Origin of the sequence: Roseomonas sp. CECT 9278, assembly GCF_918698155.1 — a bacterium.
GTDB lineage: Bacteria > Pseudomonadota > Alphaproteobacteria > Acetobacterales > Acetobacteraceae > Neoroseomonas.
On the sequence record NZ_CAKKLX010000047.1, the window covers coordinates 24,870 to 37,507 of the forward strand.

The window sequence follows — 12,638 nt, forward strand, 5'->3', positions numbered from 1 at the left end:
GCGCGACGAAACGGGACGCGCAGGGTTGGTGTGGCGGCTGCGCGCGATACCGCGGCGCGCATCCTGGACCGCGGCCCTGCTTGACGCCACCCGCCCCCTGTCGCCACCTGCATGCCACCCAGCACGGACCCCGCCATGACGCTCCGCTTCGACGCCATCACCGCCCCGCGGCCGGACCGCGACAGCCTGGCCGCGACGCATGCCACGATCGATGCGCGCCTCGATGCCGGCGACCGCCTCGGTGCGCTGGCACTGTGGGATGCGGCGCGGCGCGACCACGACACCTGGTCGTCGCTGGTGCATCTGCGCTTCGCGCAGGACACCACCGATGCCGAAGCGGTCGCCGCGCGCGAATACGCCGATGCCCTGGCGCCCGAGGCCGCGACGCACGAGACCGCGCTGAAGCGCCGCCTGCTGGCGGACGCCGACCGCGCCGGTCTCGAAGCCGCCGCCGGCGCCCATGCCGTGGCGCTGTGGGAGACCGACATCACCGCCTTCGATCCCTCGATCGCCGCCGAGACCGAGGAGGAGAGCCGCCTGTCCGCCCGCTACACCGCGCTGCTGGCGGGGGCGAAGGTTCAGGTGAAGGGGCAGGTGGTGAACCTGTCGGGCATCACCCCCTTCGCCGAGGACCCCGACCGCGCGACGCGCCACGAGGCCGAGGCCGCGCGCTGGGACTTCTTCGCGCGCAACGGCGACGCGCTGGACGGCATCTACGACCAGCTGGTCAAGCTGCGCACCGGCATGGCGCGCAAGCTGGGCGATGCCACCTTCACGCCGCTGGCCTATCGCCGGATGCGGCGGCTCGACTACGGCCCGGCGGACGTGGCGCGGTATCGCGACGCCGTCGCGCAGCATGTCACGCCGCTGGTCGCGCGCATCCTGGAATCGCGCCGCGCCGGCTTCGGCTGGGACCGCCTGCGCTACTGGGACGAGGCGCTGATCGACCCTGCCGGCAACCCGAAGCCGGCCGGCGACCACGACACGCTGGTGCTGGCCGCGCAGACCATGTTCGACCGCATGGACCCGCGCATCGCCGGCTTCTACGGGATGATGCGCGAGGGTGGATTCCTGGATCTGAAGAACCGCCCGGGCAAGGCGGGCGGCGGCTTCTGCACGTCGTTTCCCTCCGTCGGCGCGCCGTTCATCTTCGCCAACTTCAACGGCACGCACAACGACATCGGCGTCTTCACGCACGAGATGGGCCACGCCTTCCAATGCTGGGAAAGCCGCCACCAGCCGGGCGTGGACTACCTCTGGCCGACCATGGAGGCGGCCGAGATCCACTCCATGTCCCTCGAATACCTGACGCATCCGCAGATGGGGCTGCTGGTGGGCGATGCCGCGGCCGATCGCTACCGCGCCATGCACCTGGTGCAGGCGCTGGCGTTCCTGCCCTATGGCGTCTGCGTTGATCACTTCCAGCACGAGGTCTACGCGAACCCGGATGCCACGCCCGCGCAACGCCACGCGATCTGGCAGCGGCTGGAGCGCCACTACATGCCGTGGACCGACTACGGCGACCTGGCCTATCCCGCCAAGGGCGGGCGCTGGCAGGCAAAGCAGCACATCTACAACTCGCCCTTCTACTACATCGACTACACGCTGGCGCTGTGCGTCGCGCTGCAGTTCTGGGTGTGGTCGCGGCGCGACGCGAAGGGCGCGCTCGATGCGTATGTGGCGCTGTGCGGGCGCGGCGGGTCGATGCCCTTCCAGGGGCTGGTGGCCTCGGCCGGGCTGGTCTCGCCCTTCGCGGAGGGCGCGCTGGAGGCGGCGGTGCGCGAGGCCGCGGCGGTGCTGGGCGTCTGATCGCGCGGCGCCGGCGGCCAGGGCTTGCGCGCAACGCATCCGCGCCGGATGGTTCGCGCAACACCAAGGAGGACACGCCGATGACCCAGCGCATCCCCCGCCGCGCCACGCTCGGGCTGCTCGGCGCCGCGCTCGCTGCGCCGGCGGTGCGGGCGCAGTCCTTCCCAGCGCGGCCGATCCGCCTGATCATTCCCTATCCGCCGGGCGGCGGCACCGATGCGCTGGCGCGGCCCTTCGCCGAACGCTTCCGTGCCCGTCTCGGCCAACCGGTGGTGATCGAGAACCGCGGCGGCGCCGCCACCACCATCGGCATGGAGGCCGCCGCGCGCAGCGCGCCCGATGGCCATACGCTGGTGATCAACGCCGACAACATCGCCTACTTCCCCTTCCTGTACCGCAGCCTGCCCTACGACCTGTTCCGCGACTTCGCGCCGGTCGGCTACATGGCCGAGACGCCGCTCGTGGTGGCCGTGAATCCCGCGGTGCCGGCCACGACGCTGCAGGACTTCATCGCGCTGGCGAAGGCGGAGCCGGACAAGTTCACCTTCGCCAACCCCTCGGTCGGATCGCCGCATCACCTCGGCTTCGAATTGCTGGCGCGCGAGGCCGGCATCCGCCTGGTGCAGGCGCAGTATCGCGGCGGAGGGCCGGCCACGACCGACGTGGTGGCGGGGCATGTGCAGCTGGGCGTGTTCAGCCAGGGGCAGCGTCAGCCGGCATTTCGCCGCCGGCACGCTGAAGCCGCTGGCGCTGCTGTCGCCGCGGCGCTCGGCCGTCGCGCCCGGCATTCCCACCACCGCGGAAGCGGGACTGCCGCGCGCCGTCTCCGCGCTGCGCTTCCTGATGTTCGCGCCGGCCGCGACACCAGCGCCGGTGATCACCACGCTGCACGCGGCAATGGCGGCGACGCTTGCCGAACCGGAATTGCGTGCGCAGCTGGTCGCCGCCGGCTTCGACATCACCGTGACCACGCCGGACGAAGCGACCGCGCTGCTGCGCGCCGAACGCGAACGCTGGGCGCCGATCATCCCGGCGCTGAACCTGTCGCTCGATTGAAGGACCGCGCCATGGCCGTGCTCGATATTCCTGGGGATGCCGCCCGTGCGCTCGCCACCGTGCAGGCGGGCGGTGTCATCCTCATGCCGATGGATGTCGGCTATGCCGGGGTGGGCGGCTGCCAGGACGCGCTGATGCGCCTGTTCCGCGCCAAGGGCCGCGGCACGCACAAGCGCAATGCCATGCTCGGCACGCTGGCGCTGCACGACGAGATCCACCTGCTCGATGCGCGCGGCAAGCAGATGGTGCGCGCCCTGGTCGAGGACCACGACCTGCCGGTCGCTGTCGTCTCGGCCTTCCGCGCCGACCACCCGCTGCTGCGCGCCCTGGGCGACGACGCGCTGGCCGCCAGCACCGATGGCGGCACGCTGGCCATGCTGATGAATGCCGGCAATTTCCAGGGCGAGATCGCCCGCCAGGCCGCGGCCGCCGGGCAGCCGCTGTTCGGCTCCTCTGCCAACCTGACAGGCACCGGCCCGCGCTTCCGTCTCGAGGACATCCAGCCCGAGATCCGTGCCGTGGCCGGCACGGTGATCGACTACGGGCTGCAGAAGTTCCACACCTACCGGCGGTCGTCGACCATGATCGATTTCCGCACCCTGGAAGTGGTGCGCATCGGCTCCTGCTACGAGGTCATCGCCGATGTGCTCCGGCGCAATTTCGGCGTCGAGCTGCCGCCGGACCCGGGCATCGACGCCCTGCCCTCCGGCCATCTGCGGGAGGCGCAGCGCGCCTATACCTGATGCCCGCGGCGCGGGACCACGCGTTGCCGACGGCGTGACTCACGGCCAGGCGGCGCAGGCCTCGAAGCCGATCTCGCGCGCCTGGGCGTGGGCGCCCTCGACCCATTCCGCCACCAGCGGATGCGCCAGCACCGCATCGGCATAGGCCTGCGCATCCGGCGCCAGCGCCACGGAATAGGTGCGGAAGCGCGAGGCCATCGGCGCCCACATCGCATCCGCGAAGTTGAAGCGCGCGCCGAACAAGTATGGCCCGCCCGCACCCCAGGCGGCGCGCGTGTCGCGCCAGGATTGCTGCACGCGCGCGACCTGCGCCTCGACGCCCGGGCGCCCCAGCAGCTTGGCGTTGGACGGAATCCCGTTCGCGATCGGCCAGCGCTTCACCAGGTTCATCGGCATCGCCGCGCGCAGTTCCGCGAAATGCGCGTGCATCTCGGCGGCCGACATCCGTGCCGCGGTGCGCGCGCGCAATTCGCCCGGCCAGATCGCGCAGCCCGGCGCGCGTTCCCACAAATATTCCGCGATCGCCAGCGTATCGGTCACGACGACGCCGTCATCCACCAGCACCGGGATCAGCCCGGTCGGCGAGGCCGCCGCCAGCCGCGCCTTGCTCTCGGGGCGCGAGAGCAACAGCGTCTCGGCCTCGAAGGGCAGGCCCGACAGCCGGCAGGCCAGCCAGCCGCGCATGGTCCAGGTGGAGGACCACTTGCCCCCGATGATCAGCCGCATCCTGCGAAGCCCCCCAATTCGATGCGCGCGAGGATGCGGCCGGTGCGGCGCTTGACGCAACGCCGCGGCCGCCGAACCATCGCGCGAATCACCCGGGAATCCTGCCGCATGTCCGCATCCGATGTCGCCGCCCGTGTCGCCGCCGCCGCCGAGGCCGGCGGCGAGGCCTCGGTCGCCTTCCTGCGCGAATTGATCGGTCTCCAGCGATCCGGCGAGGACGCCGTGCAGGCGCGCATCGCGCAGGCCGCCGAGGCCGCGGGCTGCACCGTGGAACGCCGCCGCTACAAGCCGGCGGAGGTGCAGCTGCGCGAGGAATTCGCCGACCAATCCGCCATCGCCACCGAGGAACGCGTCGCCGTGCTGGCGCGCCTGCCCGGCACCGGCGGCGGGCGCAGCGTGATCTTCTTCGCCCATCCCGATGGCGAGGCCTTCCAGCCGCAGCATGGCTGGACGCAGGACCCCTTCGCCGGCGCCATCGTGCAGGGCCGCATCCACGGCTGGGGCGTGGCGGACGACCTGGCCGGCATCGCCACCATGGTCGAGGCGGTACGCGTGCTGCGCGCCGCGGGGCTGAAGCCGAAGGGCGACGTGATCCTGGCCAGCACGCCCTCCAAGCGCCATGCGCGCGGCGTGCACGCGCTGCTGCATGGCGGCGTGGCGGCCGATGCGGCGGTGTACCTGCACCCTGCCGAATCCGGCATCGGCATGCGGGAAGTGAAGGCGCTCGCCCCCGGGCAGCTGGTGTTCCGCGTGGTGCTGCGCGGCACCCAGCCGCCCACGCAGGAACCCGGGCATACCGCCTTCGCGCATCTCGCGGTGAATCCCGTCGACCTGCTGCCGGCGGTGATCACCGCGCTGCGCGCGCTGGATGCGCGGCGCGGCGCGCGGGTGCACCACCCGGTGCTGGAGGAAGCGATCGGGCGGTCCACCAACCTGCTGATCGGCGACATCCGCGCGCTGGGCGATGGGCGTGCCTCGCGCGTGCCGCCCGCGGTGCAGCTGTCCTGCGCCCTGGCCTTCCCGCCGGGCGAGAAGCTCGCCGACGTCCAGGCGGAGGTGGAGGCGGCGCTGCGCGAAGCCACCGCGACCGATGCCGCGCTGGCGGCGCATCCGCCCGAGATCGTCTTCGTCTCCGGCGTGACGGGCGCCGAGGTCGGGCAGGACCACGCGCTGTGGGCCGCGACCAGCGAGGCGGTGCTGCTGGGCACCGGCACGGCGCCCGAGATCAATCCGCTGCACACCTCCTCGGACATCCGCAACCCGATGGTGCAGTCGGGCATTCCCTGCGTCGGGCTGGGGCCGCTGTGTGGCGACCTGACGCAGAATGGCGGGCGCGACGAATGGGTGGATGTGGCGGATTACCGCCGCGGCGTGGCGGTGATCGCCGCGCTGATCGGGCTGTGGTGCGGGGCGGCGGAGGGCTGACCGCACGCCGGGATCCGGGGCGCGTCGCTGCCGTACGCGCTGGGAGCAGGCCGTGATCGGATGGACTCATCTGATCGGCTGGAGATGTTCGTGAGAACAGGGGTCTCGACGCGGTGAAGCGCGCCAAGGCGAGCAGCAATGGCCCTGGCAGGCAGGCTGGGCGGCTGCGTGCCCGCCATGGCCCGCGGCAGGGCTGCACGCCGCGCCGCGCGGCAACGCCGGGCCGGGATCAGGCCGTGCGACGGTTCCAGGGCATCGCGGCCAGGATATTCGCCATGCCGCAGAAGCCGGTGGTGCCTGCGAAGACCAGCCCGGCGCCCACGAAGCCCGCCAGGCCGTAGAAGGCCGGCGCCACCAGCGTGCCCAGCAGCACCCCCGCGAGCACCAGCGATCCCGCCGCGATCTGCACCTGGCGCATCAGCGGCAGGGGCGCGCTGCGGTTGTCGGCCACCGCCACGCCGGCGCGGCGCAGCGCATCGATGCCCCCCGCGACGATGAAGGCGCCGCCATCGCCGGCATGGGCCGCGAGCCGCGCCGCATGCTGCGCGGTGCGCGCGCCGGTGGCGCAATGGAAGATCACGGCGCCGCCGGGCGGGCCGGGCCGTCTTGCGTCATCCAGGCGGGACAGCGGCAGGTGGGCGGTTCCGGGCACGTGGCTGCGCGCGCGCTCGTCGGCCTCGCGCACATCCACCAGCAGGGCGTCGCCGGCGCGCAGCATCTCGGCGGCGCGCGTGGCGGAGATCGTCGGCAGGGTCATGGCGCCACGGGCCTCTGGCCGCGCCGGCGCGGCGACGGGATGTCGACGCGGCCGGCGGGGCTGTGGCCATCACTTCGGTCTGGCGAATAAATAAGTCAAGACGCATGGAAGGCCAGGGGGGTTCGCCGCCCCTGGCCCGCCGGGCCGTTCAGTGGGAAGGTCGGCCGCGCTCCCCGCAGGCCCAGCCATGGGTATGCACCAGGCCGTCATCATGGTCGTCGCGCGGCTTGATCACGACCCGCGGCTGCGGGCGGCGATGCGGCTCGCTGGCCCAGCGATGGGCATGCACCAGGCCGTCGTCGTGGCGGTCGTTGCTCATGGGATCGTGTCCTCTCGGGTCAATGCGCAGGGACGAACTGCGCGGTTTCGGTGGAGTGCTCCATCGCGGTGGTCGAGGACCGGCCGCCCGAGGCCGCCATCGCCACCGCGTCGAAGTAGGAGACGCCGACCTCGCGCTGGTGGCGCACGGCGGTGAAGCCGTTCTGCTCCTCGGCGAATTCGGCCTGCTGCAGTTCGGAATAGGCGCCCATGCCGCGCTCGGCGTAGCCGCGGGCGAGCTTGAACATCGACAGGTTCAGGCTGTGGAAGCCGGCCAGGGTGACGAACTGGAACTTGTAGCCCATGGCGCCGATCTCGCGCTGGAACTGCGCGGCGGCCTCCACGCCCATCTTGCGCTGCCAGTTGAACGAAGGGCTGCAGTTGTAGGCCAGCATCTTGCCCGGGAATTCGCGGTGGATGGCTTCGGCGAAGTCGCGCGCATCGGCCAGGTCGGGGTCGGAGGTCTCCCACCACAACAGGTCGGCATAGGGCGCATAGGCGAGCGAGCGCGCGATCGCGTATTGCTTGCCCATGCCCGGGCGGATGCGGAAGAAGCCCTCCGGCGTGCGGTCGTTGCCGATGAAGGGGCGGTCGCGTTCATCGACATCGGCGGTCAGCAGCTGTGCGGATTCGGCGTCGGTGCGGCACAGCAGCACGGTCGGCACGCCCTCGACATCGGCGGCGAGGCGCGCGGCGTTCAGCGTGCGGATGTGCTGGCTGATCGGCACCAGCACCTTGCCACCGAGGTGGCCGCACTTCTTCTCGGATGCCAGCTGGTCCTCGAAATGCACGCCGGCGGCGCCGGCCTCGATCATCGCGCGCATCAGCTCATAGGCGTTGAGCGCGCCGCCGAAGCCGGCCTCGGCATCGGCCACGATCGGCGCCATGTAGTGCGTGCGGTCATCGGCCTTGCCATCCAGCCGCTCCATCGTCGCGATCTGGTCGGCGCGGCGCAGCGCGGCATTGATCCGGCTGACCACCTTCGGCACGGAATCGACGGGATACAGCGACTGGTCGGGGTACATCTGCCCGGCGGAATTGGCATCCGCCGCGACCTGCCAGCCCGACAGGTAGATCGCCTTCAGCCCGGCCTTGACCTGCTGCAGCGCCTGCATGCCGGTCAGCGCGCCCAGCGTGTTCACGAAGGGCTCGCGCTTCAGCAGGTCCCACAGCCGCCGCGCGCCGTTCTCGGCCAGCGTGTGGCGCATGCGGAAGGACCCGGCGATGCGGGCGACGTCGGCCTCGGTGTAGTCGCGGCGGATGCCGGCGAAGCGGTGCGGATCCTGCGGCGGCAGGCCACCGCCGGCGGAACCGTCCGGGGCGAAGCAGGGATGGGTGTTCGGGCGCATGGCGATCCTCGGGGAGTCGTTCGGCCGGGGTGTCCGGCGCCCGTGAATAATTCACATTGCGCGGGCGAGATTCACCAGCGATCTTGCCTTCGACCCAGCAAGAATGTGGATATATTCACATGATGTGCTTTCAGCCTGTGAAGAATGTAAAGCGATGGCCCGCCCGCTGATCGGCCGCACCGTGCGGCGCCTGCGTGCCGAACGCGGCCTCACGCAACAGGCGCTCGCCGCGCGCCTGGGCATTTCCGCGAGCTACCTGAACCTCATCGAGCACGACCAGCGCGCGGTCACCGCATCGCTGCTCATCAAGCTGACCGAGGTGCTGGGCGTCGAGCTGGCGGCGCTGTCGGGCAGCGCCGAACGGCATTTGGAATCCGGCCTGCGCGAGGTGCTGTCGGACCCGATGCTCGGCCTCGAGGAGGTGCCGGAGGCCGAGGTCGCGACCCTCGCCGCCGCGGCGCCGAATGCGGCGCGCGCGGTGCTGGCGCTGTACCGCGCCTGGCGCGTCGCGCGCGAGGATTCCTCGGGCCTGGCGCTGCCCACCGGCCGGCGCATCCTGCTGCCGAACGAGGAAGCGCGCGACTTCTTCCACGACCGCGCCAACCACTTCCCTGCGCTGGAAGCGGTGGCCGAGGCGATCGCGCGCGAGATCGCCACGCGCCCGTCGGAGATGAACCACGCCATCGCCGAACGCCTGCGCCGCGCCCATGGGCTGACCGTCACGGTCGGCCCGCTGGAGGGCGCGATGCGGCGGCACGACGCGCAGGCGCGCGCGCTGCATCTGTCGGAGTCCCTGCCGCGCGAATCGCGCGGCTTCCAGATGGCCTTCACGCTGATGCTGCTGGAAGCGCAGGAGGCGGTGGACGCCGCGCTGGCCGGCGCCGCGCCGACGACGCCCGAAGCCGCCGCGCTGATGCGCATCGGCCTGCTGAACTACGCCGCCGCGGCGCTGCTGATGCCCTATGCGCCCTACCTCGCGGCCGCGCGCGCGCTGCGCCACGACATCGAGGCGCTGGCGGCGCGCTTCGGCGTGTCCTTCGAACAAGCCGCGCAACGCCTGTCCACCCTGCAGCGCGACGGTGCGCGCGGCGTGCCGTTCTTCTTCCTGCGCGTCGATCCGGCGGGCAATGTCGGCAAGCGCTTCTCGGCGGCCGGCTTCCCCTTCGCGCGCTATGGCGGGTCCTGCCCGCGCTGGGTGGTGCACGAAGCCTTCACGACGCCCGGGCGCATCCGCGTGCAGGTGGCGCGGCTGCCGGACGGCGCGACCTTCCTGACCGTCGCACGCAGCGTGCAGGGGCCGGCGGCGCATTGGGGCGAACCCCCGCCGGTGCATGTGGTCGCGATGGGCTGCGACATCGCCCGCGCGACCGAGCTGGTCTATGCCGACGGGCTGGACCTTGAGGCCGCCGCGGTGGGCATCGGCCTGTCCTGCCGGCTGTGCGACCGGGCGGAGTGCCGGTCCCGCGCCTTCCCGCCGCTGGAGCACCGCCTGGTGCTGGACCCCGCCGTGGAAGGCGCCGCGCCCTATCGCTTCGAGACGGCGGCGCGCCCGGCGCCGGTCAGCCCAGCGCCCAGTCCTCCCGCACAGACCCGCCCCAGATCTCGGCCGGGCTTGGCTCGCCGCTGACCTGCTCGGGCAGGTCGTCCTCGGGCGGCGGTTCCAGCGCGGCGAGGGCGGCCAGGAAGGCCTGCTCGTCGTCGATCAGCGCGGGGTCGATGCCGAAGGCCTCGGCGAACTCGATGCGCGTCGCGCGGTCGAGGCCGGGTTCCGGGGCGTAGCTGTCGGCCAGCAGCGCATCGAGCTCGGCGATGGTGGGGAAGGCGTCCTCGGGCACCAGCGCGAACGGGGGGTCGGGCTCGGGCTGCGGCACGGCTTGTGGCTCGGCCGCGGCCTGCGGGTCGGCCGCGGGCGGCGGCGGCGGCGCGTCCTCGCGGAGGGGGGCCGGCGCGCCGGGCACGGCCGGCGCCAGCGCCGGGTCGTGGCCCGCCAGCAAGGCGGCCAGCAGCGCCTGGTCGTGCAGCAGCAGCATCAGCGGGTCATCGGGCAGGGTCATGGACATGGCGCGTCTCGTCACGTGGCGAGGGGCGCGGCGTCCTGCCGCATCATCGGTCCCGCAGGACCTTAAGGATGCGGCAACTTATGCCACGCCTGCGGCAGATGCTAACCGGAAATCGTATTATGTTAATTCAAAACAACTTCAAGTTGCAGAACTCCCGCGATCCCGCACCCCTGGCGCATTCGCGCGCGCAATGGCACGACGGTGGCAAGCGGTCCGCCCCGGACCAGAGCCAGGACATGCGCCCATGACCCGCAACCTCCGCGTCGCGGTCCAGATGGACCCGATCGAGACCATCAACATCGACGGCGATTCCACCTTCGCCCTGATGCTGGAAGCGCAGGCGCGCGGCCATGCGCTGTGGCACTACCACGTGCGGGACCTCGCACTGCGCGGCGGGCGCGTCACCGCCTGGGCCAGGCCGGTCGAGGTGCGGCGCGAGGCCGGCAACCACTTCACCCTGGGCGCCGAGGAGGAACTCGACCTCGGTGCCGGCGCCGACGTGGTGCTGATGCGCCAGGACCCGCCCTTCGACATGGGCTACATCACCGCCACCCACATCCTCGAGCACATCCACCCGCGCACGCTGGTGGTGAACGACCCGGCCAGCGTGCGCAACGCGCCGGAGAAGCTGTTCGTCACGCATTTCCCCGACCTGATGCCGGTCACGATGGTGACCGCGGATCGCCGCCGGATCGCGGCGTTCCGGGCCGAGCACGGCGACATCATCATCAAGCCGCTGTTCGGCAATGGCGGCGCGGGCGTGTTCCACCTGCGCCCCGAAGACCCGAACATGAACGCGCTGGTCGAGATGTTCACCGAGCGATCCCGCGAACCGCTGATGATCCAGAAATACGTCCCCGCGGTGCGCGAGGGCGACAAGCGCATCATCCTGGTGGATGGCGTCGCGATGGGGGCGATCAACCGCGTGCCGGCAGCCGGCGAGGCGCGGTCCAACATGCATGTCGGCGGCCGCCCGGAGCCCACCACGCTGACCGACCGCGAGCGCGAGATCTGCGCCGCGATCGGCCCGGAACTCAAGGCGCGCGGCATGATCTTCGTGGGCATCGACGTGATCGGCGGGTTGCTCACCGAGATCAACGTGACCTCGCCCACCGGCCTGCAGGAGATCGCGCGCTTCGATGGCGTGCACCTGGAACGCGCGATCTGGGACGCGATCGAGGGGAAGGTGGGGTCACGCTGACGGCGCGCGGTGGACAGGCGCGCTGAAGGCGCGCGGGCGGATGTCGCGCTGAAGGCGCGCGGGCGGATGTCGCGCTGAAGGCGCGCCGGGGACAGGTGCGCTAAAGGCGCGCCGGGGACAGGTGCACCGAAGGCGCGCGGGGGAGAAGCGTGATGCTGAAGGTCTGGGGCCGGGTGAATTCGGTCAATGTGAAGAAGGTGCTGTGGATGCTCGATGAGCTCGGCATCGCCTATGACCGCAGCGATGCGGGGCTGGAGCACGGCGTGGTGGACACGCCCGCATACCGCGCCATGAACCCCAACGGCCGCGTGCCGACCCTCGAGGATGGCGGCTTCGTTCTGTGGGAATCGAATTCGATCCTGCGGTATCTCGCGGTGAAGCACGGCAGCGCGCTGTACCCGGCCGACCCGCAGGCGCGTGCTTCCGCCGACCGCTGGATGGACTGGCAGCTCTCCACGCTGTCGCCGGCGGAACGCAACCTGTTCTGGGGCCTGGTGCGGACGCCGGCGGACAAGCGCGACATGGCCAGCGTGGTGGCGGCGATGAAGGCGGCGGCGACCTGCTGGGCGATGGTCGATGCCTGGATCGCGCGCCAAGGCGGGCCGTTCCTCGATGGCGCGCAGATGACGATCGCCGACATCGTGCTGGGCTGCTACGCGCGGCGCTGGTTCGGCGACGAGGTGCGGGTCGAGGGCATGCCGCCCTTCCCGGCGCTGGCGGCGTGGTATGCGAAGGTCGGCGAGCGGCCCGGCTTCCAGCGTTGGGTAGGCGTGCCGATGACGTGACGAGGCGCAGCGCCCGCGACGCCCCGAGCATCAGTCACGCCGCAAGGCGCGCCCCGGGCCAGCAAGCGATGGATATGAAGCGCGGTCAGCCCTTCACATCCGTCACGCCGCAAGGCGTGCCCCATCCAAGGCAGCGGTGGATGCGAAGGGCGCTTCAGCCCTTCACATCCGTCACGCCGCAAGGCGTGCCCCATCCAAGGCAGCGGTGGATGGGAAGGGCGTTTCAGCCCGGCACATCCGTCACGCCGCAAGGCGTGCCCCATCCAAGGCAGCGGTGGATGGGAAGGGCGCTTCAGCCCTGCACATCCGTCACGCCGCAAGGCGTGCCCCATCCAAGGCAGCGGTGGATGCGAAGGGCGCTTCAGCCCTGCACATCCGTCACGCCGCAAGGCGTGCCCCATCCAAGGCA

11 protein-coding genes and 1 pseudogene are annotated in these 12,638 nt (G+C 71.6%); 7 read left to right on the top strand and 5 right to left on the bottom strand.

Annotated features, from left to right (window positions below; translation table 11 throughout):
• Window positions 1–135 precede the first annotated feature (135 nt).
• The 3 genes and pseudogenes from LQ222_RS21840 to LQ222_RS26390 all read left to right on the top strand — a co-directional run bounded on the left by LQ222_RS21840 (window position 136) and on the right by LQ222_RS26390 (window position 2,865).
• On the top strand, window positions 136–1,809 hold the full coding sequence (locus LQ222_RS21840; RefSeq protein WP_230168968.1) for a M3 family oligoendopeptidase: 1,674 nt from the start codon (window positions 136–138) through the stop codon (window positions 1,807–1,809).
• A gap of 80 nt (window positions 1,810–1,889) precedes the next feature.
• Window positions 1,890–2,510: pseudogene (locus LQ222_RS26385) on the top strand (Bug family tripartite tricarboxylate transporter substrate binding protein); the annotation flags it as partial.
• Complete coding sequence (locus LQ222_RS26390) at window positions 2,485–2,865, top strand: Bug family tripartite tricarboxylate transporter substrate binding protein (RefSeq protein WP_374202186.1); 381 nt, start codon at window positions 2,485–2,487, stop codon at window positions 2,863–2,865. The pseudogene LQ222_RS26385 and the gene LQ222_RS26390, both read left to right, overlap by 26 nt.
• Window positions 2,866–3,647: 782 nt before the next feature.
• Here LQ222_RS26390 and LQ222_RS21850 read toward each other — a convergent pair.
• Window positions 3,648–4,334 (bottom strand): glutathione S-transferase N-terminal domain-containing protein, encoded by a 687-nt coding sequence (locus tag LQ222_RS21850; protein ID WP_230168970.1) that lies wholly within the window; start codon window positions 4,332–4,334, stop codon window positions 3,648–3,650.
• 108 nt (window positions 4,335–4,442) lie between these two features.
• Here LQ222_RS21850 and LQ222_RS21855 point away from each other — a divergent pair, with 108 nt between their 5' ends.
• Window positions 4,443–5,759: a M20/M25/M40 family metallo-hydrolase gene (locus tag LQ222_RS21855; protein ID WP_230168971.1), complete on the top strand. Its 1,317-nt coding sequence runs from the start codon at window positions 4,443–4,445 to the stop codon at window positions 5,757–5,759.
• A 229-nt stretch (window positions 5,760–5,988) separates the two neighbouring features.
• Here LQ222_RS21855 and LQ222_RS21860 read toward each other — a convergent pair whose 3' ends face one another.
• The 3 genes from LQ222_RS21860 to aceA all read right to left on the bottom strand — a co-directional run bounded on the left by LQ222_RS21860 (window position 5,989) and on the right by aceA (window position 8,183).
• Complete coding sequence (locus LQ222_RS21860; protein WP_230168972.1) at window positions 5,989–6,516, bottom strand: rhodanese family protein; 528 nt, start codon at window positions 6,514–6,516, stop codon at window positions 5,989–5,991.
• A gap of 148 nt (window positions 6,517–6,664) precedes the next feature.
• Window positions 6,665–6,835: a hypothetical protein gene (locus tag LQ222_RS21865; protein WP_230168973.1), complete on the bottom strand. Its 171-nt coding sequence runs from the start codon at window positions 6,833–6,835 to the stop codon at window positions 6,665–6,667.
• Window positions 6,836–6,854: 19 nt separating this feature from the next.
• A complete protein-coding gene (aceA, locus tag LQ222_RS21870) occupies window positions 6,855–8,183 on the bottom strand; it encodes an isocitrate lyase (RefSeq protein WP_230168974.1) in 1,329 nt (442 codons plus the stop codon).
• Between the two features lie 154 nt (window positions 8,184–8,337).
• Here aceA and LQ222_RS21875 point away from each other — a divergent pair, with 154 nt between their 5' ends.
• Complete coding sequence (locus tag LQ222_RS21875; RefSeq protein ID WP_230168975.1) at window positions 8,338–9,810, top strand: short-chain fatty acyl-CoA regulator family protein; 1,473 nt, start codon at window positions 8,338–8,340, stop codon at window positions 9,808–9,810.
• Here the strand turns inward: LQ222_RS21875 and LQ222_RS21880 are convergent.
• Entirely contained in the window at window positions 9,743–10,243 is a 501-nt protein-coding gene (locus LQ222_RS21880; RefSeq protein ID WP_230168976.1) for a hypothetical protein, read from the bottom strand. The two genes, LQ222_RS21875 and LQ222_RS21880, sit on opposite strands and share 68 nt — an antisense overlap.
• Window positions 10,244–10,487: 244 nt before the next feature.
• Here LQ222_RS21880 and gshB point away from each other — a divergent pair, with 244 nt between their 5' ends.
• Together gshB and LQ222_RS21890 are read left to right on the top strand one after the other, a co-directional pair.
• The gene (gene gshB / locus LQ222_RS21885; protein WP_230168977.1) at window positions 10,488–11,444 is read left to right on the top strand and encodes a glutathione synthase; all 957 of its coding nucleotides are present in this window, start codon (window positions 10,488–10,490) and stop codon (window positions 11,442–11,444) included.
• Window positions 11,445–11,596: 152 nt separating this feature from the next.
• The gene (locus LQ222_RS21890) at window positions 11,597–12,229 is read left to right on the top strand and encodes a glutathione S-transferase family protein (protein WP_230168978.1); all 633 of its coding nucleotides are present in this window, start codon (window positions 11,597–11,599) and stop codon (window positions 12,227–12,229) included.
• The last annotated feature ends 409 nt before the right edge of the window (window positions 12,230–12,638 follow it).